The 26,107-nt window shown below is 41.7% G+C and carries 20 protein-coding genes, 2 pseudogenes and 1 riboswitch; of the genes and pseudogenes, 11 read left to right on the forward strand and 11 right to left on the reverse strand.

Features of this window, described 5'->3' with window-relative positions:
• The 4 genes and pseudogenes from AS29_RS21705 to AS29_RS06900 all read left to right on the forward strand — a co-directional run.
• Window positions 1-231, forward strand: a pseudogene (locus tag AS29_RS21705) (IS4 family transposase); the annotation flags it as partial.
• A 38-nt stretch (window positions 232-269) separates the two neighbouring features.
• Window positions 270-1,475 carry a hypothetical protein gene (locus tag AS29_RS06890; RefSeq protein WP_035404335.1) on the forward strand — a complete coding sequence of 402 codons (1,206 nt, stop codon included), beginning with the start codon at window positions 270-272 and terminating at the stop codon, window positions 1,473-1,475.
• Complete coding sequence (locus AS29_RS06895; protein ID WP_035404337.1) at window positions 1,468-3,249, forward strand: ATP-binding protein; 1,782 nt, start codon at window positions 1,468-1,470, stop codon at window positions 3,247-3,249. The genes AS29_RS06890 and AS29_RS06895 overlap by 8 nt, the downstream gene beginning before the upstream one ends.
• 567 nt (window positions 3,250-3,816) lie before the next feature.
• A complete protein-coding gene (locus tag AS29_RS06900; protein ID WP_051860491.1) occupies window positions 3,817-7,284 on the forward strand; it encodes a DNRLRE domain-containing protein in 3,468 nt (1,155 codons plus the stop codon).
• A 906-nt stretch (window positions 7,285-8,190) separates the two neighbouring features.
• On the opposite strand, the gene AS29_RS06910 is transcribed toward AS29_RS06900, so the two are convergent.
• From AS29_RS06910 to AS29_RS06920, 3 genes are read right to left on the reverse strand one after another with little or no spacing between them, the layout of a single operon-like run.
• Complete coding sequence (locus AS29_RS06910; RefSeq protein ID WP_035404341.1) at window positions 8,191-8,763, reverse strand: hypothetical protein; 573 nt, start codon at window positions 8,761-8,763, stop codon at window positions 8,191-8,193.
• Complete coding sequence (locus AS29_RS06915) at window positions 8,720-9,391, reverse strand: hypothetical protein (RefSeq protein ID WP_035404343.1); 672 nt, start codon at window positions 9,389-9,391, stop codon at window positions 8,720-8,722. The genes AS29_RS06910 and AS29_RS06915 overlap by 44 nt, the downstream gene beginning before the upstream one ends.
• Window positions 9,392-9,410: 19 nt before the next feature.
• Complete coding sequence (locus AS29_RS06920) at window positions 9,411-10,457, reverse strand: FAD-dependent oxidoreductase (RefSeq protein ID WP_035404345.1); 1,047 nt, start codon at window positions 10,455-10,457, stop codon at window positions 9,411-9,413.
• A 177-nt stretch (window positions 10,458-10,634) separates the two neighbouring features.
• Here AS29_RS06920 and AS29_RS06925 point away from each other — a divergent pair, with 177 nt between their 5' ends.
• Window positions 10,635-11,243, forward strand: coding sequence for a class I SAM-dependent methyltransferase (locus AS29_RS06925; protein WP_035404347.1), 609 nt, complete (start codon window positions 10,635-10,637; stop codon window positions 11,241-11,243).
• 391 nt (window positions 11,244-11,634) lie between these two features.
• On the opposite strand, the gene AS29_RS06930 is transcribed toward AS29_RS06925, so the two are convergent.
• The 7 genes from AS29_RS06930 to AS29_RS06960 all read right to left on the reverse strand — a co-directional run bounded on the left by AS29_RS06930 (window position 11,635) and on the right by AS29_RS06960 (window position 17,935).
• The gene (locus tag AS29_RS06930) at window positions 11,635-12,060 is read right to left on the reverse strand and encodes an organic hydroperoxide resistance protein (protein ID WP_035404349.1); all 426 of its coding nucleotides are present in this window, start codon (window positions 12,058-12,060) and stop codon (window positions 11,635-11,637) included.
• Window positions 12,057-12,506, reverse strand: a complete 450-nt coding sequence (locus tag AS29_RS06935) for a MarR family winged helix-turn-helix transcriptional regulator (protein WP_035404351.1) — start codon at window positions 12,504-12,506, stop codon at window positions 12,057-12,059. Before AS29_RS06935 ends, AS29_RS06930 begins: the two co-directional genes overlap by 4 nt.
• Window positions 12,507-12,579: 73 nt before the next feature.
• Window positions 12,580-14,112, reverse strand: a complete 1,533-nt coding sequence (locus tag AS29_RS06940; protein ID WP_035404353.1) for an FAD-dependent oxidoreductase — start codon at window positions 14,110-14,112, stop codon at window positions 12,580-12,582.
• 96 nt (window positions 14,113-14,208) lie between these two features.
• Complete coding sequence (gene msrA, locus AS29_RS06945) at window positions 14,209-14,739, reverse strand: peptide-methionine (S)-S-oxide reductase MsrA (protein ID WP_035404355.1); 531 nt, start codon at window positions 14,737-14,739, stop codon at window positions 14,209-14,211.
• Between the two features lie 61 nt (window positions 14,740-14,800).
• Entirely contained in the window at window positions 14,801-15,847 is a 1,047-nt protein-coding gene (locus AS29_RS06950) for an LLM class flavin-dependent oxidoreductase (RefSeq protein WP_035404357.1), read from the reverse strand.
• Window positions 15,848-15,863: 16 nt separating this feature from the next.
• On the reverse strand, window positions 15,864-17,099 hold the full coding sequence (locus AS29_RS06955) for a carboxylate--amine ligase (protein WP_051860492.1): 1,236 nt from the start codon (window positions 17,097-17,099) through the stop codon (window positions 15,864-15,866).
• A gap of 92 nt (window positions 17,100-17,191) precedes the next feature.
• A riboswitch (SAM riboswitch) is annotated at window positions 17,192-17,306 on the reverse strand.
• Window positions 17,307-17,617: 311 nt separating this feature from the next.
• A complete protein-coding gene (locus AS29_RS06960; protein WP_035404359.1) occupies window positions 17,618-17,935 on the reverse strand; it encodes a thioredoxin family protein in 318 nt (105 codons plus the stop codon).
• A gap of 197 nt (window positions 17,936-18,132) precedes the next feature.
• Between AS29_RS06960 and AS29_RS06965 the strand changes: the two genes are divergently transcribed.
• From AS29_RS06965 to AS29_RS06990, 6 genes are all read left to right on the forward strand, one after another.
• A complete protein-coding gene (locus AS29_RS06965) occupies window positions 18,133-19,224 on the forward strand; it encodes a D-alanine--D-alanine ligase (protein ID WP_035404360.1) in 1,092 nt (363 codons plus the stop codon).
• 86 nt (window positions 19,225-19,310) lie between these two features.
• Window positions 19,311-20,684 (forward strand): UDP-N-acetylmuramoyl-tripeptide--D-alanyl-D-alanine ligase, encoded by a 1,374-nt coding sequence (locus AS29_RS06970; protein ID WP_035404363.1) that lies wholly within the window; start codon window positions 19,311-19,313, stop codon window positions 20,682-20,684.
• Window positions 20,685-20,805: 121 nt separating this feature from the next.
• Window positions 20,806-21,510, forward strand: coding sequence for an alpha/beta hydrolase (locus AS29_RS06975; protein WP_035404364.1), 705 nt, complete (start codon window positions 20,806-20,808; stop codon window positions 21,508-21,510).
• A 233-nt stretch (window positions 21,511-21,743) separates the two neighbouring features.
• Entirely contained in the window at window positions 21,744-23,246 is a 1,503-nt protein-coding gene (locus AS29_RS06980; protein WP_035404366.1) for a DEAD/DEAH box helicase, read from the forward strand.
• A gap of 202 nt (window positions 23,247-23,448) precedes the next feature.
• A complete protein-coding gene (locus AS29_RS06985; RefSeq protein ID WP_035404368.1) occupies window positions 23,449-23,928 on the forward strand; it encodes a PH domain-containing protein in 480 nt (159 codons plus the stop codon).
• Window positions 23,918-25,423, forward strand: coding sequence for a PH domain-containing protein (locus AS29_RS06990; protein WP_051860493.1), 1,506 nt, complete (start codon window positions 23,918-23,920; stop codon window positions 25,421-25,423). Before AS29_RS06985 ends, AS29_RS06990 begins: the two co-directional genes overlap by 11 nt.
• Before the next feature lie 72 nt (window positions 25,424-25,495).
• On the opposite strand, the pseudogene AS29_RS06995 reads toward AS29_RS06990, so the two are convergent.
• Window positions 25,496-26,080, reverse strand: a pseudogene (locus tag AS29_RS06995) (rhomboid family intramembrane serine protease); the annotation flags it as partial.
• Window positions 26,081-26,107 lie beyond the last annotated feature (27 nt).

Here is a 26,107-nt window from a genome sequence, read left to right on the forward strand (position 1 = left end):
TGCATTACAGACCAGAGAACACTCGGAGGAATGTTTTATGAACTATGCGACGAAATCCATGATTTAGATTGGGCCGAAGCCCTTCAGCAGTTGGTTGGGCTTCTTGAAGATGCCCTTAAAATGAGTTCAAAGAAAGTCAGGAACATGATTAAAAGTCAACTTATGCAATGGATTGCTGGTCTGCCCAATTATATCAAGGCTTACCTACCTAATTTGTCCTGCGAAAGTTGAGTTGGTTATATTAAAATGATTATTAATGGAGGAAGTGTATGTCACGGAGTGCAAATTACACTATTCAAGGTTTTATATATCAATTCAACAAAACACTTCTGGAGGTATTAAATGGATCGGATGAATCAGAAATAACAGTTGAAGGAATTATAGAAGATATTGAAGTGAAAACTGACTTAGTTACTAAAGCAATTCAGTGTAAGTACCATGAAACAAAAGAGAAATTCACATTAAGTTGTATTTATAAACCAATATTACAAATGATGGATCATTTTCACAGTAATTCGAACGCAGACATAGAGTATAGGCTATTTGTTCACTTCCCGAATGAAAAAATAGGGACCAAACAATTTTTAAGTAGTGAAGATATTGAAACGATATTTAAATCTAGTGATAAGAATTTAAAAAAACTAATCGAAAAAAATTCTGAAAAAAATCATACTGAGTTTTGCAAAAGATTTACTGTTGAATTTGGACCATCTCTTGATGAATTAATAAAAAGTATTTATAAAGCACTTGTTGAGAATGGTATGCCAGAAAGCGACCTTGAAAGTTTAATTTACCCAAATTCAATTCAAAAAATAGCAGAACTTAGCATTCTTCGTGAACCTCATCAAAGAGTAATACTAAAAAAAGACTTACTTAATGAATTACTAAAAGTAAAGAAAGCTTCTCTTTCCCGATGGACTAAAGAGTTGCGAACATTAGATAAGATTATGAAACTAAAAAAACAACAACTACGTATTAACTTAACCAAAAATTCAAGATTACGATACTTTATTATCTCCGTAGACACTATAGAAAATTTTAATGAGAATATCGTTACCTTTATTTGCGAATATCTAACTAAGTATCATTTCAAAGAAATACACGATAAGACTCCTGTTTTTTGCTTAGATTGCCCGTTGGATATCTATCTGAACATTATACAAAGATTACATAGAAAAAAAGTAAAAGTAAATGATGGTTTGGTTGCAGGAATTTTTGATAAAGGTAAATTCATTATTGATCCTGTTAGAGGAAAGATTAGTAAGTCTTTTTACAGGGAATTTGATTTAAAGTTAATACATTTTGATAAAGAGGCTATTGGGATTATTAATGAATGTAAATGTGAAGATTGTTTTTTATTTATGGAGAATTTACCGGGTGAATTAGACACTGAAGATATAAATATTGAACATATGTATATTAACGAAATAGAGAAAATTAAATTTATTATGGGGATGAGTGATACATATGAGTAATGCAATTGGAAAAGTACTTTCAAGTTCACCTAGCTCAATTATTATCGAAATTAATTCTCTTACCATTTTTGAAGCAAATAAAACTTATCTGCAAGTAGGCAAACATATGAAAATTGCTGACGGTAATCATAATTTTGTAGTATGTGTTATCAATAATATAAGAGTAATAAATTATGAAATCGATACTGATTTAAAACTTCATATTGAGAGTCAACCAATAGGCAGTTTAATAGATGACAAGTTTGAAAGAGGAAGCAACACACTTCCTGTCCCTACTGAACCTGCATATATACTTGGAGAGGGGGAGTTAGATCGCATTTTCAGTACATCTCATGAGTATGATTTTCCATTAGGATTACTCGCTCAAAATAGAGAAATAGAAGTAAAGATTAGCGGCGATAAATTCTTTGGTAAACATGTTGCTATTGTTGGTTCAACCGGTTCAGGTAAATCAAGTGCTGTTGCAAAAATTTTGCAAAATGTAGTTGGTATCCAAAATGGAGGTAATTTAAATTTAAGTGAACAAAAAAATTCACACATAATAATTTTTGACATTCACTCTGAATATACAGCTGCGTTCACATTGGCCAAGGAACATAATTTTGTATTAAATAACCTTACAATAGATAATTTAAAATTACCATATTGGTTAATGAATTCTGAGGAATTAGAGTGCCTATTTATTGAAAGCAACGAAAACAATTCACATAATCAAGTATCCATATTTAAACAAGCTGTTATTTTAAATAAAGAAAAGTACAACCAAAATTTAAATGATATAACCTACGATACACCTGTTTATTTCAGTATTAAGGAAGTTTACAATTATATTGAGAACATGAACAGAGAAGTTGTTAGTAAATTAAGCGGAGAAAATTGCCCTAAATTGAATGATGGGACATTAGTAAGGGATCGAAAACAATACTACTTTGAACAAATAAATGAGTTTGTACCTCAATCCACTTCTGCCAACAGTAAAGCTTCAAACGGACCTTTCTACGGAGAATTCAACCGTTTTTCGTCTCGTTTGGAAACAAAACTATCGGACAAGAGATTAGCTTTTCTTTTAAATCCTCAAAAATCTGATTCTACTCATTTTGTAAGTGAAGATTTCGAAGAAATTATGAAGCAATTTATGGGATATATTAATAAAGCTAATGTTTCAATCGTTGATTTAAGTGGAATTCCATTTGAGGTACTGAGCATTACCGTTAGTCTAATTTCCAGACTAGTCTTTGACTTTTGTTTTCATTATTCTAAAATACAACATGATAAAGAACAACTAAATGATGTACCGGTTATGATAGTTTGTGAAGAAGCACATAATTACATTCCAAGATCGAATAATGCAGAATTTAAGTCTTCAAAAAAATCGATAGAGCGAATTGCTAAAGAAGGTAGAAAATATGGTCTAAGCCTAATGGTAGTGAGTCAAAGGCCGTCTGAAGTATCTGAAACAATTTTTGCTCAATGTAATAATTTTATATCTTTGAGATTAACTAATAACAGCGATCAAAATTATATTAAAAATCTGATGCCTGAAAGTACAAATACTATTGGAGAAGTATTACCAAATTTATCTCCTGGCGAGTGCATTGTTGTAGGAGATTCAATAATAATGCCTACAATTATTAAGATGGAAAAACCTAATCCAGAGCCTAAATCGCAGTCAATTTTATTTAATAACGAATGGCAGCAGCCTTGGAAAGAAATTACCTTTACTGAAGTCATAAAACGGTGGAAAAGAGAGGTGGAATTGCAGTCAATCACATAAAAAATTACAATGCTGATGTAGCTTTGAAATAAAGTTTGATCATAAATATCGCTCGAACCTGCACTTTACGGCAGTTAAAAGGAATATTTTTTGAAAAGAGATTGATTAAAATGAATTCCTTTTATGTGAATTTGAATTTAGTTTTTATATAAAACGGGGCATATATAATTTGAGGTTATTACTTTTAATCAATCTTTATTTTAAATGATCGAACTTTGTTTGAAATGATCAATCTTTTATATAAAACTATAACATGCTTTTTGTTTGATTTTCTTGTTTCTTAGAAGAAAAATCGACAAAATTTTCAGGGTAAAATTAGATTGAACCTTAAGACTCTCACTGTAACTAGGTATAATAACATCAGTAATTTCTTTAATAAACCATTATAAACAAATTTTACATTTTAATAGAGAGATATTTAAATAAATTCCTAAAATTGGATTTTTTACTCTAAAACCCATGAGTAAATAGGCTTATTCCCTTTACCCTTACATAAAAGTAATATATATCTTCGTGAGCATAAATTTCCTTTATGCGACAAATATTACTATATTGTAGGGGGATATTATGAGGTCCGGAACCATTACTAAGACTTTAAGTCTACTGTTGGCCTTGCTGCTGGCATTTACCAGCATACCGTTTAATCAAATCAACGCTTCAGCTGCTGAAGGGGAACAGACACCCGTTCAGGCAGAACCACGAGTTCAAGAAGAACCACTTGATCCACCAGCTCCAGAGCTTCCAAAAACCGCTTCGAAAGAGGTTACAAATCTTCGAACGGAAAACTCCACCACGTTTAAAAATAGCGATGGATCTTACACAAAGGAAATCTTCAGTAAACCCGTGTTTGTAGAAGAAGAGGGAAACCTAGAGGAAATTTCCACCGATGTTGATAAGGAAGTCATACAACAGTCTGGTAAATCGGAGGAGGTCATCCAGCCGAAATCTACGTTAATTGATTTCTTTTTTAAACCAATTGCGGAGAAAGGTCATTATGTGACATTCAAGCAAAACGGGCATCAATTGTCCTATAGCTTGCTCTCTGCTGAAGGGGAAGCAGGTGAAATCACCACAAGTAGCCAACCTGCAGTAAACGCAGAGTACACGGATAACAAAATCACGTACGAGAATATCCTGCCAAATCTATCATTGAGAAATGTCGTTTTTAATGACTCAGTCAAAGAAGATATCATTCTTTCAAAATATCAAGGGCACAATACATTTAATTTTAATATCGAAACCAATCTCACTGCACGTATAACAGAGGAAGGCGAGATTAGCTTCTTAGACAATAATGAGGAAGAAATTTACCGTCTGCCAAAACCGTTCATGAATGACTCGAACATGGATTCAGCTTCTGGCGAATCGCAAAAATCTGAAAATGTACAATATCATCTTGAAAAGTCATCGACTGGCTGGATCTTATCCGTTATAGCGGACGATGCCTGGTTAAAAGATGAATCTCGAGTATACCCAGTATATATTGATCCAACAACCAAGATCTTTGAAACCACGGATACCTATGTTTCAAGTGCTTATCCAACAACCAACTACGAGGGCAGCAGAGCATGGGATTCTGGCCTTGGTATGTATGTTTTAAAGGTTGGGAACTACGATAGTACGACAGGAAACAACTTTGCATTCTTAAAGCAAGATGTAACAAGATATCAATATGCAAACATTGATTGGGCAAAGCTCAATGTCTTTACTACCCATTCATACTATCCAACAACACCAACAGGAGTATGGTTGGATAAAGTAAATGGAAGCTGGAATGCTGGCACGCTCACGTGGAATACAAAGCCTTCTACCAGCAACCTAACTTCTGTTAATGTGTATAAAGGGCAATGGGCAACGTTCGATATTACCGATACTCTGCAGGACTGGGTAAGCGGTAAGCAAGCAAATAACGGATTTATGCTTCATACCAATGGGAATGGACAAAGTTACTGGAAAAAGTTTGTATCATCTGAAAACACTGGTTATGACAAGGCACCACATTTGAACATTTCCTATAGCTATTTAGCTCCTATAAATTTCAAAGCTAGCACATATAATTTAGGGGATAACACGGGATATATTGATTTATCCTGGAATGAAGTAAAAGGGGCAATTAAATATAGAGTTTGGATATTTAATGGAAAAGAATACAAACCATATGATGTAGGGAATCGTACCTCATGGTCTACTCTAGATCGGAGTATATGGCCTGATCAGGGGAAAAATTTACCAACAAATCCTCAAAGTTATTACAAAAGTTCAGGTGGAGACACTTATATCGATCGAAGAAATTATGCCATCTCGGTTAGTGCAATCATGACTTCAGGAGAAGAGAGCTTACTTGCCGATCCTATCACCCCTTATATACCATTAGTTTCAGAGCCCACTGCTCCTGAAGTAACGGCATATTCTAATGGGAATGAAACAGGCTATTTTGATCTTAAATGGAAACCAGTATTGAATGCTACAGGTTATAAAGTATGGATTTTTAATGGAATTAGTTATGAGTCCTTTGATGTTAGTAATGTCACTCAATGGTCTACGAAAGAACAGCATATTTGGCCCAATAAATCGGAGATAGAAAATGGGAGATATCTTTTGCACCATTTGCCAACAGAAATAGGTAGTGAAATGGTTACCAATCCTTCTCCAGTCTATTTAAATTCTGGTGGGAGATATCCCACAAATAAGAATTATTGGTTTAAGGTAAGTGCATATAATAGTCAAGGTGAAAGTATCCCTTCAGTACCAGTAACACCTTCTCTTCCTACTGAAATATTTAGCCCAGAGGGCAGTGCATTTACTCTAGATGATGACCTGAACAAAGGCTTTATAGAAATAGAATGGGATGAAATTTCAGGTGCTAAAGGTTATAAAGTCTGGTTGTTTAATGGAAAAGAATACGAACCTATTGATGTAGGTAATACTACATCTTGGAGTAGTCTGGATGCAGGTTTATGGCCAACTATTGAAGAAAGGCAATTAGGACACTATAAGCTTCATTTAGATGGGACTGGTGAGGATTTGCCATTGGATCCTTCGCAAGTTTATAAAAACTCACTAGGGAAATATGGGGATAGCAAAAACTATTGGATAAGAGTTAGTGGGTATGGAGAGTTTGGAGAATCTGAAATGTCGGCTGCATTTATGCCTACCATAATTCCCTTACCTGAAAATATAGATGAATTTACAGATGAAAACTATACAGATTTTAAAGAAAATATTTATGGCTTACCATCTTCTCTTGAGACAGAAGTAAGTATCCAATATTATAATGAATTGACACCTTTTTTTTCTGAGATGCCTGAGCCAGAAATAGATACTGAAGAAGAAGTTGTGTTTGAAGAGGATAATATAGAGCCAATTAAAGACCTAAGTAATGAAGGCACCGCTGTACCTCTAAAACTGACACCATACCAGATAAATTTTGATAGAATAAATGGAAATCTCATCGAAACTTATTTAGATTTAGATGAAGGGGTTTCCAAAATTAACATAACTAAAATAGGTGTGAATTATCAGTATCAAGCGAAAGATATATCAGCTGCCCAATATCCAAATAGTAAATGGTTAAAGGATGCCTATCGCCATTTCACTTGGAATTTTCTTTCATTTAAGGGGACAGGATACAAAGCTGCTAAAATAGTAACAACTAATCATGAATGGGGAATGGCACTACTAAATCCCTCAAGAAATTATTACACTTCTCAATACAATTATTATAAGAAAAAAGGTTGGGAATCAAATAAATCAGCACAATATGCTTTTGCTGATATGTTAGGTTGGTTGACTGAGGGTAAGGAATATGCACTAACTATTTCTAAGGCTAATTACGCTTTTTTTAAAAAATTTTTCTCTAAAGGTAACATTATGGATTTTAATAATAATCACTATGGGCGTAACTATGCAAATAAATTTAGCAGTGTTAGTTCTGCTTTTACAGCAGCTAAAAATAAAGGATACTTGATTACAGATGAAACAAAGGTGACAGATTTTCACTATAAAAAGATATGGAACACTAAACGCTATTATTAAAGTATAGGAGAGTATCATTTGAAAACATCTAAAACATTATTTAACATATTCTTTTGGTTATGGATTATCCCAGGAATACTTTTATCAGGATATTCTATAGTGTACTTTAGAGATTTTACACACTTTACGAACGAATATAGATATTTCGATGTTGCAATTGTGTTTTTTGTTGTAGTGCCATCAATAATGGTTTTCATCTCTAGTATTGTAGCTGTTTTTTATTTTGTTACGAAAAGATCAATAAAAAACGGTATTGCTATGGTAAATATTTTCCCAATTATTGTTTTAATTTATTATGTAATTAAAGGCGTCACTATTTTAGAAGGCTTGCTCCTAGCTTTTATTTGTATATTCTCGTTCAACCTACATTTATGTATTTCATTTCTTCTTAAGAAATCTGCTTCTTTGTAGTAAACACTAAAGTGAAACCTGTTTGAGCAGGTTTTAGTATAATATACACACTACTGAAGATGGTTATTTAAACTAAAGGAAATTCGTTGGGGAATCGTGCTTAATTACTAAAAAAGAAGAGTTTGTTCACTCTTCTTTTTTTGTGTACTTAATGATTGATTTGTAATATCTTTCAAAACTGAACTTCTGAAAAAAGAAGAAATTTACTAATTTAACAGATGGAACTTTTCTAGCACCGACAAGGGTCTACAGTACTGTTATCCTTGCCACTTTCATTCTTGACGCTTCCTTCTTCATCAGAGAAACCTTCGGTATTCCCTGTCCGGGAACCAGATCAGTGTATTTTATGACCCGTTAGCCCTGAAAAAATCCACCGCCACGGTAAGAAAATTCGACGAGTCCGTCATAGCTATGCTTGGCATATCGAATTCATTTGGATTGAACTAGAGAATCATCGTCAGCGCTGTTCCTGAATATTGCAGAAAGAATGAGCCACTAGTGCAAACTTTTGAGCCACCTAATGCGGATAATAGAGCCACCAAGTGCGGAGTGCTGTTTATTCTCTAAGAACTTCACCCGGTTCTTTCTGAACGTTTTATACCGGTGCTGCGCCTTTTGCTTCTGCACCTCTCCGGATTTGGTCTTGACTCGCCTTTTCCAAAAGAATTTGGCAAAGATGAAAAATCCAAAGGAAAAGAGAAAGGAGAGTCCCATTAATACCCAATAAGATGACGCAGAAACCGAGATAGGATTTCCATTATTCAGTAGTCGTTCAGATCCAGTTGAAAGGTACGGGATATTCATTTCTGAAATCAATCCAAAATAGGTAAGAAGCATCCCGGTTTGAAATTGCCATAATAGAATCAGAAATCCGGATCCTAAACCCACATAGAAAAACCATTCTCGCTTGAACATGTGCAATACAGCAAAAATCAGCATTCCCAGTAGGGCCGGAATAAAAAAGAGAATCCCGATCATTCCAATCAAACCGTAGATGACCACATCACCAATCATTCGATCCGTTTCAGTCTGTTGCGTCTGGTCCTGGCCTTTCGCCATTGGATCCACTTGGCATCACCTCTTCCCAACGTTCATGAATAATAACAGATGGAATTTTCCGTATTGAAATTTTATCTGCGTTAACTAATCGTCGCTTGGCGTCATTGACTACATTATGAATCTTCACATCATCTGCGAAATAGATCACTTGGTCATAAGAATATGGCTGATCGTCTAAGCGTTTACTAGAGAGTAATTCCTCAAAAAGCTTAAATTTTTCATCATACCGTTTCCGTTCTTTTTTATTGAGTTCTAGCTCTACCCAGGTAGTTGTGACCACTCCTTCCGCATTTTTGAAAAAGAACACCGCATCCGGAATACGTTCCCGGCTCGCGTTATACGCCTTTAATTTACTTTGATTATCTCCCTCTCCAATCATGGAGTGACGAATCTCTCTTTCCGTCCGATAAGTAAACTGAACTCCCTGGTTCTCCGCCTGAAACTCATAAAAGAGAACCAGATCATTAAGGAGAAGATTATGCTGCATCGTATAAACGGAAGCTTTCGTCGGAACTGTCACATGAACATTCGTTAAATTCCGAGCATCGATCGTCCCGAGGTAAACCCCTACTTTATGAGCGATCTGCTCATGCCTGACATATTTCTTTCCTTCGAGTTTTCGGAGTCTCCGGTACACCCGATGAAACGCCGCCGGCTTAAAAAGAATTCATATACCGCTGGTCAATAACGTGCTTTAGGTTCCAAGCTGTTTTTCCATGGTAATGGAATCGGCCGTAGGTGAGGAGTCCCGCTTTTCCGCCAGTCGATAAAATAGCGAGAAACCGCCGTTGAGGCTGAAAAGGAACAAGCTCCCGTTTTTCAGCCGTTCTTTTCAGGTTTTCCCACAGCACTTTGGATTGGCGGACTGCGTAAACTCCGTTTTTCGGGAGCTCTGGATATCGATTGATGGACACGCAATCTCCCGCCCCAAAAATGGAAGGGCTATGCATTAAGCGTTCATCAACCGGTAAAAACCCATTCCCGTCAATACGAAGTCCGGAGTTTTTAAAAAGAGAAGGAGCCTCGGGGCCGGCCAGCCAAAGCAAATGGGAAAAAGGAATCCGTGTATCTCCATCATCAATCGCCTCGCTGCCAAGCAGCCGGGCTTTTTTATTTTGAATCACGGTAACCCCTTTTTGCTGGCAGATTTGAAGAAGTTTTCGATTGTGTGCGGAAGAAAGCAGGGGTCCTCCGCTGATCAGCGTAACAGGGCTCCCGATTTCGTTCAGACGCCGATAACCAGCTGCTGCAAGAGAAAGCTCCACTCCTGAAGCACCACCGCCTACAATAACCGGCTGATCTGCTTCTCTAAAGGAACGGATCGCTTCCGGAAAAGAGTAATTCGGTTTAATCGGCAGAATGGAGGGAGAACTTGCTTGAGCGGAGCCTATATCCAATGACAGCAAGCCATAGGAAAAAGAACGCCCAGAGGATGTTATGACCTCTTTAGCTGCCTCATCTATCGCCGTTATTTCTTCTTCAATGAAGGTAAAGCCATGCTTTTGGGATAAAACGCTAAGGTCTATGCGGATTTGCTCCTCGCTGTAAATACCTTCCGTAAACCCGGAAAACATGCCGGAATAATATTGATAGCGAGACGGAGAAATAAGGATGATTTCTGTATGCGGAAAATGCCTTAATGAGCCATCCGCGATTCCGGCAAGATGGGCATGCCCGCCGCCGGCAAGAATAATCGTATTCATGGGTTCGGACTCCTCTTTAGTTTGCTGTCTTTATTTTGTCCGATTCGGATTCTCATAGCAAGAGAGAAGAAGGGATGGACCGTTCTTTGCAACTATAAAAAATTAAAAAGCATAGGATAGTTTAGAATTCAGCGTTTCGTGATAGTAATAAGTAAAACGAAACAAAGAGGTGCCGAGATGATAAGCATGATCAGGAGAAATTTCAGTAAACCGAAAGGCTGGATTGGGGTCATAACCGGAAAAATCATGGCCCGGGAAAATCAGTTTATCAACCAATGGACCATATCCAGACTGGGAGTCCGGCGGGGCGACAAGGTGCTTGAGGTTGGATACGGTCCAGGATACGCTCTTGAATACATTCTCAAAAATTATCCTGTGGTGAAAGCAGACGGGATTGATATTTCTGAAACAATGAAGGAGCAGGCTTCGATCCGTCTAAAGGATCATATAGAAGCCGGTAAAACAGAACTCTCGGCCGCGGATATTGGAGAAGCTCGAATCCCTGCGAATTCCTATCATAAAATTCTCTCCGTCAATAATTACACGATTTGGGACGAACCGAGAAAAGGACTATCCCATCTATATGAAGCCATGATTCCCGGCGGAACCATTGCCATCACCATGCAGCCGCGCGAAGAAAACGCGAGCCCCAACAAAACGAAAATGTTCGGCAAGCAAATTTATGATGATTTATCTGCATGCGGATTTGGACGAATTTCAATGAAGTTTAAAAGGGTGAAGCCTGAAATGACGGTGTGTGTGACGGCTAGGAAGCCTTGGAAATGACTGGCTAAACGGGATTTTCTTTAATCGGCGGAACTAAGGCTGAGCAGGTGTCTGACCCGGCTTTCGCTAAAGGGTTAAAGCTCTGGCACCGACGCTGCAGACTGCTGGTGCATAAGGCTTCGCAACAGAGTGTCTCTGTCCCCGGATGCGGTAAAGCATAACGGGACTGGCACCGTGCCAGTCCCGCTGCTCTCTATCAGACTAAAGCTCCGCCACCGTACCGTGCAATCCCTTGGGAGACATGGGATTGAAGACCGCAGTCTCCTTCCCCCGCTGCTTTAAAGCGGAGCGGGTCAGGCGCGCCTAAAAGCTATATTCCACCGGCGCAGCCCAATCAAAAATAAACAAAAAAGCTGAACCGGTTAAGGTTCAGCTTTTCTCATTCATTCTATTATTCCGCTCTGCCTTTAAGGTCTACATCAATGTTTCCGCGAGTTGCTTTAGAGTAAGGGCACACTTGGTGAGCGGCTTCGATTAGTTCTTGCGCTGTCGCGTCATCTACGCCTTTTATGATTGCTTCCAGTTCAACCTCAAGCTTGAATCCGCCGTCCGCTTCATCTTTTCCGATGGAAACATTGGCCGTTACTTTTGTGCCTTCAGTTTTAATGCGTTTTTGGCGAATAACCAGATTCAAGGCGCTGTCGAAGCAAGCAGAGTAGCCAGCTGCGAAAAGCTGTTCAGGGTTTGTTCCGTCTCCGCCTTGTCCGCCAAGACCTTTTGGCATAGCGACAGCGAAATCAAGCTGTCCGTCTGAAGATTGGATCCGTCCTTCGCGTCCGCCTGTTGCCGTTGCTGTTGCTGTGTAAAGTGCATTCATGATTTGTTTCCTCCTTGTTTTAGATGAAATGTCAGATTTCTTAAGGTTTTAAGAAGCAGTTTGTACTCTTCTATGGATAACCCCAATTTGGGGGCAACCTGATCGGGAATGCAAGATGCCTCTATTCTTAGCTTTTCCCCGCTGCCGGTGAGGCTAATCGTCATTTTGCGCTCATCTTCTGCCGAACGCGTTCTCTGTATGAACCCCGCTGCTTCGAGTCGCTTCAGCATCGGGGTGAGAGTTCCGGAATCAAGCATCAGCTTCTCGCCGATTTCCTTAACGCTCAGATGATTGCTTTCCCAAAGAACGAGCATGACAAGGTACTGAGGGAAGGTAAGCTTTAAAGGTTCAAGCATCGGTCTGTACATGCTTGAGATTTCTTTTGAGCTTGCATAGAGTGCAAAGCAAAGCTGATTCTCAAGCTTCAGTTTTGAATCGTTATCCATGATCATGGTCTTCCTTTGCTAATTAAGTTGTGCACAATTGAATTGTATACGATGTTCATTCAAAGCACAACTTTTATGCTTCATCTGTAATCAGCTTTTTCAGCGGCTTGTCTGCAGGACCTTCCATCACATCTCCGTCAATGGAGAATCGCGAACCGTGGCAAGGGCAGTCCCATGAACGGTCCCCATGGTTCCATTCCACTTCACAGCCTAGATGGGTGCAGGTGGAGTCAACTAAATGGAGGCAGCCTTGCTGATCTTTATAAGCAGCCGCTTTCTGGCCTTTATGTGTGACGAGAGCCCCTTCATCATCCCGAAGCTCTTCTATTTTTTTCCGAGAACCGAAATCCAGCTTGCCGCCAATTAAATGGCCGGCCACATTCAGGTTTTGCGATAGGAATGTTTTGATGCTTGGATCAGCGATAAAGCGGGATGGGCAGAACACATCCTGATATGGGTTTTCTTTTTCCAGCACGAGGTCGCGGATCATCATTGCAGCCGCCGTCCCGTTCGTCATGCCCCATTTTCGGTATCCGGTAGCTGCCAAAATTGATGGTTTGCCCTTCGTGACAGGTCCCACATAAGGGATTTTATCGAGCGTAATTAAATCCTGTGCCGACCACTTGTACACCGTTTCCTTTAGCCCAAGATGGACCTTTCCAAACAATTCAAGGCTCTCGTAATGCTTTTCTGTATCAAATCCTTGTCCGGTTTTATGACTGTCCCCGCCAATTAGAATCAGGTCTTCGCCATTCATAGGGGTAGCGCGGATCGACCGGGTCGGATTGTCCGCGCTTAAATACATTCCGCCGGGATACGGCTGCCTGGTTTTAACGCCCAGGACATAGGACCTCTCAGCGTACATTCTTGTGAAATAAAAGCCGTTCCCGTCATAGAAAGGGAAGTGTGAGCAGGAAATGGCATGCTTGGCTTTAATATGGCTGCCATCCCTTGTGATGACCTTTGCTCCACCATCAAATGCTTCTGCATCTACAGCAACAGTATGCTCATAGATTTGGGCACCCATTTCCTGAAGCTCCTGAACCATTTGGTTTAAATAGGAGATAGGATGGAATTGAGCCTGATTCCGGATCATGATTGCGCTTTTGATGGATAAATCAAAAGGGAGGGTGTCCGCCATTGCACAATCTGCATCGAGCTTCACATAGGCTTTGTATTCTTTCTCAAGCTTCGTCACATTTTTGTTTTCCGTCGTGTAAATATAGGCATCCTGGTTCGAAAAATCACAGGAAACATTGGCGGCATAATCACGCATAAAGGCAAGAGCTTCATCATTCGCACGGAAATATTTTTTCGTTTTTTCTTCGCCGATGTGGTGCATCAGCTCATCGTAGATCAGGTCATGCTGGGTCGTGATTTTAGCCGTGGTATGTCCGGTTGTGCCGTTTAATAACACATCCGCTTCAAGAAGAACGACCTTGACTCCTTCCTTGGCAAGCAAATAGGCAGCAGTAATTCCGGTAATGCCGCCGCCGACAATAACAGCTTCTGTTTCCAGACTTTGCTGGAGCTTGGGGAAGGATGGAAGCTCGGCGGATTCTTTCCAATATGGTTCTGGAGTTGAGGGAATCGGTTGATTTGGCAAAGGGATGCCTCCTTTGTTTATGTACTACCACCTAATTTTTCCAAAAACGAAGAATTCATGTAGAGAAAAATAAAAAAGAGTGCGGTTTCCCGCACCCTAGTTCCAATTCTCTTTTGCAAAAGCATCCCTGCCGGATTCCACTCGTTCCTGCTTGTATTTTTCAGGATTCTTTTTATAGAAATCCTGATGATACTCTTCAGCAGGGTAGAAGGTACTTGCTTCTCTGATTGGCGTTATAATCGGTTTCTTAAACTTGCCGCTTTCCGCCAGTTCCTTTTTAGTGGCTTCGGCTGCCTGCCGCTGCTCTTCCGTATGATAGAAAATAATCGCCCGGTATGACTCGCCCCGGTCAATAAACTGGCCCTCGTCATCAGTCGGGTCAATTTGCTGCCAATAAAGCTCCAGCAATTTTTCATAAGGAAAAAGACTGGGATCATATTGAATCTGCACTGCTTCCGCGTGGCCGGTTGTTTGTGCTTTTACTTCTTCATAGGTCGGGTTTTCTTTATGGCCGCCTGTATAGCCGGATACAATGCCGTGAATGCCTGGAAGCTCGTCGAATGGTTTCACCATGCACCAAAAGCAGCCTCCTGCGAATGTAGCCGTTTCTAATTGTGTGGTTGTCATGTTGGTTCCTCCTTATAAATCCTTACTAAAGTATAAAACTGATTAGATACGGGTGTATAGTTTATCGAACTGCGGTCCTCTTTCTTTCCACAATCGGCATGACTGTTTTAGAAAAACGCTCCATTTCTTCAAGCTGCGGCGAAAATTGGAGCAGCAGCAAATCAAGACCTGCCTCTTCAAACTGGATGATCCGCTCTGCAATCTGTTCCGGTGTCCCGACGAGATTCGGGCGCAGTCCCCGATTTGACACCGAATAATCCTGAAGCTGGATTTGCTGTTCAAGCTGGGATTTGCTTGTGAAGTCTTTAAAGCCTGCGTAAGCGGAGGACTCTTTTACATCGGTTATGCGAGCGAGCTCTTCAGCGGCCTCTTCTTCCGAATCCCTGCATATCACATATGCGGCCATTCCAAAGGAGGCGAATGGATTTTCATTCACGCTTTCTCTTAAACGAACCATTTCTCCGATTTTTGAACGGACTTCATCCACCGTTCCTCCGTGCATCACATAAGCGTCGCAATAGCGGGCAATTGTTTCTTTACCGCGCGGACTTTCTCCTCCTGCATACACAGTAGGATTCGGCTTTTGAACTGGTTTCGGAAAAAGCTTTGCTTCTTTGTATTCATAATGCCTTCCTTTATGGGAGAATGAGTCTTCCGTCCAAAGGCCTTTCAGAACCTCAACAAACTCCTCTGTCCGGCTGTAGCGCTCATCATGCTCGGTAAAAATGCCTCCGTACTGTCTCGCTTCTTCTTCCCACCAGGCGGAGACGACATTTAACGTAAACCGGCCATTGCTCATCTGATCAAGGTTGGCCGCCATCTTGGCCGCCACTGCGGGGTTATGAAAGCCCGGTCTGATAGCCGTCATAATTTCAATTCTTTCAGTCACTGCGGCAAGTCCCGCTGCCGTTGTCCACGCTTCAAGCGAATCGTATTCCGGGCCTTTAATATCGTTTAAATAAAGCTCTGCAATCAAAGTTGTGCTATAGCCCCATTTCTCTCCTGACTGAATGACCTTTTTTGCATAGTCGAATGTAGGAGGCATCTTTTCATCCTGAACATTTCTAAGCCAGCCCCCGAAAAGGGGAAGCCAAAATCCGTATTTCATCCCACTCACACCTTTCCTAGCACGGGCATACATACCCCTGATTGAATTTATTTTTCACTTGCTGTACAGAAGGTGCGCGGTCTTCAGCTGAAAATACAGCTTCTGTTATATGTGTGGAGGTTTCCCCGAAGAGCACCGAAGCCATTTCGGAATCGGACAGGTGCCCATGGAAAGTACCGGGACGTTCCTGCTTAACCTTTAAATAGTCATCGAAATATACCCATTTTGAATAGTCCAATACTGGATATTGGGATTCTCCTTTCACCCCGGTCACTTCGTTATAAGCGAGAAGAGGCAGGTTAACTCCGGAGAAAATCGGAAGTCCGATCCATTTCCAAACTCGTGTATTCACATCCAGTAATTTATATGTGTCATCCCGTTTGTCATATACGAATTCTGTTTCCGCAATTCCGTAATACCCTTGCGCTTTTAATATTTCAGCACCGTATGAGACAAACCGGCCGCCTTCAGCAGACTCTACAAGACAGCCCGTTCCGAAGTTCAAAGGATATTGCTCAAGCTTTCTGCCGGTGAACTGGCCTTTTATTTCCCCGTCCATACTCGTATAGGTGCAGAGAGAATAAAAGTCTGAAAGAGAGCTGCTGATGATATCCTGGATCACAACCTCATGGCTGGCTGTTCTAGCCAGGATGGCGGTGAGCTCCTCCGTACTGTTTGCAGTAAAAGCCTTCGTCTGAAAAGCTTCATAAAAACTGCGCTGTTCCACAGGTTTAACGATGCATGGAAAAGGAAGATCTTCCGGGTATCCTCCTGAAAACTCTTCCGGATACCACGTGGCAGGGATCGGAATGTTTAAGGAAGCGGCTTTTTTATAAAGCTTCCGTTTATTTAACAGAGATTCAACGTTGTCCCACTCAGCGAACGGGAATAAGAAATACTTTTCAAGCTCGGTCCGGTGTTTACTGACGAGCAGCACCCATTCATCATTGCACGGAAACAATACACCCTTTTGAGGGAGGTTCCGTCCGATTTCCATCAGCAGACTGATAAATTCCGCCTCTTCAGTAAATGGATTAGGACATAAAGCAGCGGTATGAACATATTTAGATTGAAGCCCGACCGCCCGTCCATCTCTGTCCAGCGCGACAATTGGAATACCTTCTTTTCCGAGAGCCCGGGAAATAGCCAGCCCTGTGATATGGGAGTTGAAAATAATAGCAGGATGCTTGTCTTCCGGAAGTGTCTTTAACTGGTTCCATAATTCTGTTCCTCTTATAAGAAAATCTGTCAATCTACCCATCTCCTTATGTCATAAAAACCGCAAAAAACCCCTCTTCATGAGCAGAAGAGGGGTGGAACAATCTGAAAAGCAGACCGGCTCTTCTCTCATCTTTCAAACACATGAATGCGTCTGCAGGAATTAGCACGGTTTCACAAAAATCGTGATCCGTTGCCGAGGCTTCGCAGGGCCATGTCCCTCCGCCTCTCTGGATAAGAGTACTATTTAATTAAAATACATCATATGACCGAAGGACCGGTTTGTCAAGAACTGGACACTCCGGATTTTAGGGAATAAAGATGTCGAAGAGGGATGGGACAGATTATTTCCTGGAAAATAACCGCCCTTTTCCACTGATTTTAACGAGGAATGACGATTTAAAGAACTACTTTGAGAAATGATTGTAAAGCTTTGTCTATGAGTTTTATAACCGTAATGTGGGTTTATCTGTTTGAGATTTGGGTGAATCTTTTGCGGTGGTTATTAATTCCGAAGATACGCATTAAAAAAGCACAAGCGAGAGCTTGTGCTTAAAGTTTTTCAGCGAGAAATTCCTGAACCTGTTCAGGTGTCTTGGCATTCGCACTGTGAAGGTGGCCAAGCTTTTCACCGTTTTTAAAAATCAGGATGCTTGGAATCCCCATTACCTGATACTGCTCGGCAATCTCAGGAAATTCGTCTTTATTAATTTCAAACCATTGGTATTCTTTGTATTCTTCGATGATTTCATCGATGAAGAAATTCATTCGGGTGCAATCAGGACACCAATCTGCGAAGAATTTAATTAAGACTTCCTTATCTGTTGAAATAAGCTGCTGAAACTGCTCGGATGATGTAATTTTTTCCATGTGAAAATCCCTCCTGCCTTTATTTTAATACAAACTGCGTCATTTAACGACTAATTCGCTATGCATAAAAAAATAATGCGATACGAATCTTTTGAGATAAAAACAGGGTCATCTATAACAAAAATGCCGGAAGGTGATAAAATGGTGAGAGTGATTAAAAAATGACTGCACCTGAAAGATTGAGGGGGAAATAAATAATGAAAATTAAACTTGGCCTCGTATACGGAGGGAAATCCGCAGAACATCAAGTTTCTCTGCAAACAGCTCTTGCTGTAATCAAGGCGCTTGATCTCAGCAAATTTGATATACATCCTATTTATATTACGGAAAAGGGCGAATGGATCCGCGGAGTACAGCTGAACGAGCCTGCTTCAAATGTGGCTGCTTTAAAACTGGGACATGAAGAGAGCGAAGCGATTCTGCCTGTTGCACTGAACACGGAATTGTTCCCGTCCACTGCCGGTGAAAATCCGGAGAAGCCTTTTGATGTGATTTTCCCGCTTCTTCATGGACCTAATGGGGAAGACGGCACCATTCAGGGAATGCTTGAACTAATGAATATTCCGTACGTAGGAAACGGGGTTCTTGCTTCTGCAGCAGGAATGGATAAAGTAGCAATGAAAAATCTGTTTGCGCAAGCCGGACTTGAGCAGGCTGAATACGTTTGGCTGATTCGCAGTGAGTGGAAAAAAGATCCGGAATCGGCATATACTAACGTAGAAACCAAACTGGGCTATCCTTGCTTTGTCAAACCTGCCAACCTTGGCTCCAGTGTCGGAATCAGCAAATGTAAAAACCGCGGGGAACTGGAAGCTGCCTTTGAGGAAGCCTTCTCCTATGACCGCAAAATTATTATTGAAGAAGGAATTATTGGACGTGAGATTGAGATTGGCGTAGTTGGAAACGATGAGCCTAAATGCTCCGTTACAGGAGAAATCGCTCCGAAAAAAGAATTTTATGATTATAAAGCGAAGTATGTGGACGGCGATACAGACATGATGATTCCGGCGAAAGTTACGGATGAAGAATATGCAATGATTGAAAAAATGGCCATTGCTGCTTTTAAAGCCATCGACGGTTCCGGGCTTGTGCGCGCCGACTTTTTCCTTACAGAAGACGGAAGAGCCTTGATCAATGAAGTGAACACAATGCCGGGCTTTACACCATACAGCATGTTCCCGCTTCTTTGGAAACATACTGGATTGGAATACCCTCAGCTCATTGAGAAGCTCGTATCGCTTGCCATCGAACGACACGAAGAAAAACAGCAGATCAGACACACGTTTTAATAAAGGAGGGCTGGCTAATCCGCGTTTGCCAATAGGCAGGCAACGAGGAGCCGGCCTATCTCGATTTTAGAAGGGAGAATACCTGCATGATTCAGAGAACGCTTAAAGATATACAGAAAATGGCTGAAGGCGAAGGTCTTGCCGCACAATATGAGGACCGGTCAGCTGCCGGTGTTTCAACCGATTCGCGCAGCGTTTTGCCAGGTTCTTTATTCATCCCGATCACGGGAGAGAACTTTAATGGGCATCGTTTTGCGGAGAAGGCATTGAGTGAAGGTGCAGCTGCTGTCCTGTGGGCAAAAAAGGAATTTAATCCTCCTGCTGATGCTCCGGTTATTTTTGTCGAAGACACCCTTAAGGCACTTCAGAAACTGGCGAAAGCCTATAAAGAACAGCTTAACGTTAAGGTTGCCGGGGTTACTGGAAGCAATGGCAAAACGACAACGAAGGATCTGCTTGCATCGGCCCTTTCCCCGTCCTTTAACGTACATAAAACCAAAGGGAATTTTAATAACCATATCGGCCTTCCGCTTACATTGCTTGCAATGCCGGAGGAGACAGAGGTTGCTGTTTTGGAAATGGGCATGAGTTCCAGGGGCGAGATTGAATTCCTTTCACAGCTTGCCCAGCCGGATGCTGCCATTATTACAAATATCGGAGAATCTCATCTAATGGATCTTGGTTCCCGTGAAGGGATTGCAGAAGCGAAGCTTGAAATTGCTTCCGGCCTGAAGGAGGATGGAATTCTTTTCTACTTTGGTGATGAACCGCTGTTACAGGAAAGAGTGCCGGCATTGAGCAGAAAAACGATGACATTCGGTGAAACTGCGGAAAATGACCTGTATCCTTCTGATATTGTTCAATCTGATGCTGGAGTGGAATTTACTGTCCAGCCGGAGGGAGAACGGTTTGTGATCCCTGTACTTGGCAAGCACAACGTATGGAACGCCCTTGCTGCAATCGCTGTCGCCCGCCACTTTGGATTGAAGGATGAAGCGATTAAAAAAGGTTTAAGCAGCCTTGCCATGACAGCGATGCGTCTGGAACTGCTGAAATCCTCTAAAGGCTGGGCTGTTATTAACGATGCCTATAATGCGAGCCCGACCTCTATGAAGGCCGCAATCAGACTGACAGAGGATTTAAAAGGGTATTCCCGCAAAATCCTCATACTGGGAGACATGCTGGAGCTTGGTGAGCGGGAAGCTGAATTCCATGAACAGACAGGTGAGCATATCAGTACCGGCAAAACGGACCATGTCTTTACGTATGGGAAGCTTGGAGAATGTATTGCTGCAGGAGCGAAAAAGAATCTCCCGGATGAGAACGTTCAAAGCTTTACCGATAAAGAGGAGCTTATTTCGGCTGTGAAAAAATTTGCCCGCCCCGGCGATCTGTTTCTCGTAAAAGCTTCAAGAGGCATGAAGCTTGAAGAGGCGGTAGAAGCACTGCAGGAGGACTGAAAAATTTTTGGGGATTTTGGCGATACTAAAGTCAGCCATTCCAAAAAAAGGGCCTAAATCATCTTTTCTTTTTCCTGATGAAGGGTAATGCTTATTAAAGGCCTGATTCAGGAGGGATAAGATGATTGGCTGTCTATGTATACATGGTTTTACGGGTGCCCCGTATGAAGTAGAACCGCTTGCCGATTATTTGAGAAAGCATACGGATTGGGAGGTCAGAACACCTTGTCTTCCAGGCCACGAAGAAGCGGGGTCTCTAAAAGGAATTCGCTTTCAGAAGTGGATTGAATGTGCGGAGCAGGAGCTCGAAATGTTAGGTCGAACCTGTTCGGAAGTGTATGTCATAGGGTTTTCAATGGGAGGGATGATCGCTTCGTATCTTGCTGCCAAATATCCGGTAAGTAAATTGGTTCTTTTAAGTGCGGCAGCGTATTATGTCAATCCCCGGCAGTTTATGAAAGATGTCAGGTGTATCATTGAGGATAAATTCAGGGGACTTTTGGAAGAAAATGAAGTATACATGCGCTACAGGAAAAAAGTAACAGAAACACCGATTCTGGCTGCATTTCAGTTTAGAAGGCTTGTGAATTACGTAAAGCCGAGACTTCCTGGAATCACCGTTCCAGTCTTGATAGTGCAAGGTGAATGTGACGGAATTGTTCCTATTAAGAGCGCCCATTACTTATACAAAAAAATTGGATCAGAGGAGAAGAAGCTTTGTTTTCTGCCTTCCTCTGCACATCTCATCTGCCACGGAGATGATTTTGAAGAACTGGCATATGAGACGGGAAATTTTCTGGGGGTTACCTCAATCTCGCAGACGTAGCGATCAGCATGAGCAGGTAAAAAGGAAGCGTCCATCTGTGTGATTATTCACTATGAGTATCATGAGGAATAAAATATTGGATTTTTTGCCTGATTGTATTAACCTGCATATCGTGTTATGATTGAATTTAAGTGTTTACGGGCTTCTTAATGAAGTATGAACGGGATAACTAAGTCTGTGAAGACTATAACTAAGTCTGCGAAGACTAGATAAATAAAGGAGTATGAATAAATTTGAATACAAAGTTCCAAGATCTAGGTTTAAGCGAAGGTACAATGAAGGCAATTAACAAAATGGGATTCGAAGAGGCAACTCCCATCCAGGCACAAACGATTCCACTAGGCCTTCAAGGTAAGGACATCATTGGACAGGCGCAAACCGGTACGGGTAAAACTGCTGCATTCGGTCTGCCGCTTATCGAAAAAATCAACACAGAAGATCAAAACATCCAAGCAATTATTATTGCGCCAACTCGCGAGCTTGCGGTTCAGGTATCTGAAGAGCTTTATAAATTGAGCTACTACAAGCGTGCACGCGTTCTTCCTATCTATGGAGGACAGGACATCAGCCGCCAAATCCGCGCGCTGAAGAAATACCCTCATATCATCGTAGGAACACCTGGACGTTTGCTTGACCACATTAACCGCAAAACGTTAAAACTGGAAACAGTTCATACGGTTGTATTGGATGAAGCAGATGAAATGCTGAACATGGGATTCATCGAAGATATCGAATCCATTCTATCCAATGTGCCTGAAAATCACCAAACACTTTTGTTCTCAGCAACAATGCCGGATCCGATCCGCCGCATCGCTGAGCGCTTCATGAAAGATCCTGAGCTTGTAAAAGTGCAGGCGAAAGAAGTAACAACTCCAAACATTACGCAATATTACATTGATACACATGAAAAGAAAAAATTCGATGTGCTTACACGTCTTCTGGATATTCAATCTCCAGAGCTGGCAATCGTTTTCGGCCGTACAAAGCGTCGTGTTGATGAGCTTTCCGAGGCTCTTAACCTTCGCGGATATACAGCTGAAGGAATTCACGGTGACTTGAGCCAGGCGCGCAGAATGTCTGCACTTCGTAAATTCAAGAGCGGAAACATCGATGTTCTTGTAGCGACTGACGTTGCTGCACGCGGACTGGATATTTCCGGTGTAACACATGTTTACAACTTCGATGTGCCTCAAGATCCGGAAAGCTACGTTCACCGTATTGGACGTACTGGCCGTGCAGGCAAAACAGGTATTGCGATGACGTTCATCACGCCAAGAGAAATGGATATGCTGAAAAGCATCGAGCGCACAACGAAGCGCAAAATGGATAAAATGACGCCTCCAACTCTTGATCAGGCACTTGAAGGACAGCAAACGATGACTTCTGAGAAGATCCGTTCTGTTATTGAAGAAGGAAACCTTTCCTACTATTCAAAAGCAGCAGCACAGCTTCTTGAAGAATTCGATTCCGAAGTGATTGTAGCAGCAGCGATCAAGCTTATGACAAAAGAGCCGGATCAAACTCCAATCAAATTGACGGATGAGCCTCCTGCATTCTCTAAAAGAGGCGGAAAAGGTTCAGGCGGAAACCGCAATCGCAGCAACGGCAGCTATAACAGCCAGCGCAGCGGCGGAGCTAAAAAAGGCAACCGTTCGTACAACGATAAAGGCCGTTCACAGCAAAGAAGAAGCGGCAGCGGAAGCAGCAGCAGCAAAAGCAAATCTTATTCTAACTAATTCAGAAACAGCACCTGGTGACGGGTGCTGTTTTTTTGCGGTTTTTCAAGAGTTTTTTCACCCCGGGGCAGTATTGTTTTTGGGCAGTAATAGATTTTGGGGATGAATCCCATTATACTTAATTGGAAGGAAATTTTAGGATAGAGGAGCTTTGCTCTTTTTTCAGTACTTACAGATAGCTTTTGAGAGGGGGCGGATACAATTGAGAGAGAGACCGCAAAATCAAATTAGTTTGAAAGCAAAAACCGTTTGGCAAATAACCGGCCTCATTACCTCTGCCATTTTTATATTGGCTGACATAGGAATTGGCCTGCTTATTTATTTTCACATTTGGCCTATTTGGACGGCTGCCATTGGAATTGCAGTGACTGCCGTTTACATGATTTTTAGCGTTTGGCTCGTTCCTATGTATAGGCAGCAATTCTGGAGGTACGAGGTTCATGAGCAAGAAATTGATTTGCAGCATGGGTGGCTCACCGTAAAAAGAACCATTATCCCGATGGTGAGAGTTCAGCACGTGGATACGAAGCAGGGGCCGCTGCTCAGAAAGTATAAGCTGGCATCTGTGGAGATTTCGACGGCCGCTACAAAACACGAAATTCCCGCTTTGGATATGGAAGAGGCAGATCGCCTGAGGGATTCCATTTCAAAACTGGCGAGGGTGACGGACGATGATGTCTGAACCGAAACGCCTCCATCCGGCAGCAGCCATTATTAATTTTATTAAACTGTTAAAAGAAATGATTATTCCGCTTGTCATCTTTATTTTTGCGAACAGAGGAGATGGACTTCTTGGAGTGCTGATGTATTCGGGTGCGGGGCTTTTTTTGCTCCTGCTGATTGCATTCAGTTTGATCAGGTGGCTTAAGTTCACGTACCGCATTGAAGAGGATGAGCTTCGGATAGAGCAAGGGCTTTTTGTGAAGCAAAAGCGGTTCGTTCCTGTGGAAAGAGTTCAAACCATTAATACGAGAGCCGGAGTCATACAGCAGTTGTTCGGACTTGTCCGTTTGGAAATCGAAACAGCGAGCGGCGGGGCAGAAGCAGAAATTGAACTGACCGCTATTTCCAAGAGTGAAGCGGCAGCGATTAAGCATGCATTGAATGAACGGAAAAACGTAATAAAGGCGGAGAATACTGGGGAAGTGCGGCTTGAGGATCAGTCGGAACTGTTGGATGAAAAATTGACCTACAAGATGACGCGGAAGGAGCTGCTCATCGGGGCAGCGACAAGCAGCGGAATCGGCGTCGTTTTATCAGCGATATTTGCATTCGGATCTCAGCTTGATGAAGTGCTTCCGGTAGATTCTATATTTAAGAGGTTTGAGTTTTTGACTCATTCAGGTGTACCATTTCTGGCCTTTGTCATTTTTCTTGGATTTTTCATTGCCTGGCTCCTCAGTATAGCGGGAATTCTCTTGAAATATTCCGGGTTTAAGCTTGAAAAAACAGGAGATGAATTCGTCATATCACGGGGGCTGATTGAAAAAAACCAGCTTACAATTCCGATAAGGCGAATTCAGGCAGTGAAAATTACGGAAAATCCGTTGAGGCAGCCTCTTGGCTATGCCACCGTACAGCTCATATGTGCGAGCGGCAAGGCAGATAATGACGGCCTCTCAGCAGCCATTTTTCCATTTGTTAAAACAAAGGAAGCTGTGAAGCTGCTTGAGGAATTTCTTCCTGAATATACATACAGCATGGAAAAAATCTCTGTTCCTAAGAGAGCGTTAAGAAAATACGTCTTTAGGTATACGTGGCCTTCCCTTATTCCTGCTGGGATTTTGATTTTCCTGTTTCCGCACTGGGGATGGTTTTCGCTTATTCTAATCCCGTTGTTTGCTTTGTTTGGTTTCTGGGCTCATAAAGATTCGGGGTATCGAATAGGTGGGGAGCAGCTGACCCTCCATGCAAGGGCAATCAGCAAATACTCCGTTGTTTTGCCTAAAAAGAGAATGCAGCAGATGCAGATTACCCAAAGTGTTTTTCAAAAGCAGGGAGATCTTGCAACAGCCGGGACTTCTGTTATGTCTAATGTATTTGGAGCCCATTTCTCGGTAAAGGACCTGGAGCTTGAAGACGGCAGCCGGATTTATGATTGGTATTCAAATCGTCGTCTATCAAGTGATGCTGGCGATGATACCAATAACAGCCAGCAGGACGATGACCGCGATTAAAATGGTTTTCCGGTCCCATTTAACTGGCTTTGCGCGTTTGCTTTCACTATAAAAAGTATAGTGGGCAAACGCTTCTTTTTTTAGAAGGATGGCAGCCAGTCCAAATCCGGCAGCCAATCCGAAAAAATGAGCGACAGCATTGGTGGAAGGGGAAAAGAATGAAGTGAGAAGGCTTAAGGCTAGAATAATAACAAGCACTTGCGCATTTGCCTGACTCATTCTGCTTTTTCGGAAAAAGGCCATAAACAGATAACAGCCGAACAAACCGAAAATAGCTCCGGAAGCTCCGACGTGGCTGTAATCAGGAGGCTGAATGAAATAGGTGGCCGCATTTCCGGCGATGCCTGATCCGAAATAAATCAGTGCGAAACGCCCTTTTTTAAGCATTTCTTCCAAGGCAGGAGCGAATAAGATAAGGGACAGAGTATTGAAAAACAAATGGGTAAAGCTCGCGTGAAGGAAAATGGGTGTAATCAGTCTCCACCACTGTCCGTCTGATATGGCGGCATTGAATCCATCAGCTTGTGAAAACCAGTAAGGGGCATCCTTGAATGGAAGGGAAAAAAATGCCCATAGAAGGACCTGCAGTCCTATAATGAAGGTGGTCAGCGGAAATTTGGCCATGAATGAAGAAAAGCTTTCAGTTCGGATAAACACTCGGACCCGCCTCCTTTAGATGTTTAG

The organism is Bacillus sp. SJS, assembly GCF_000732485.2.
Taxonomy (GTDB): domain Bacteria; phylum Bacillota; class Bacilli; order Bacillales; family Bacillaceae; genus Metabacillus_B; species Metabacillus_B sediminis.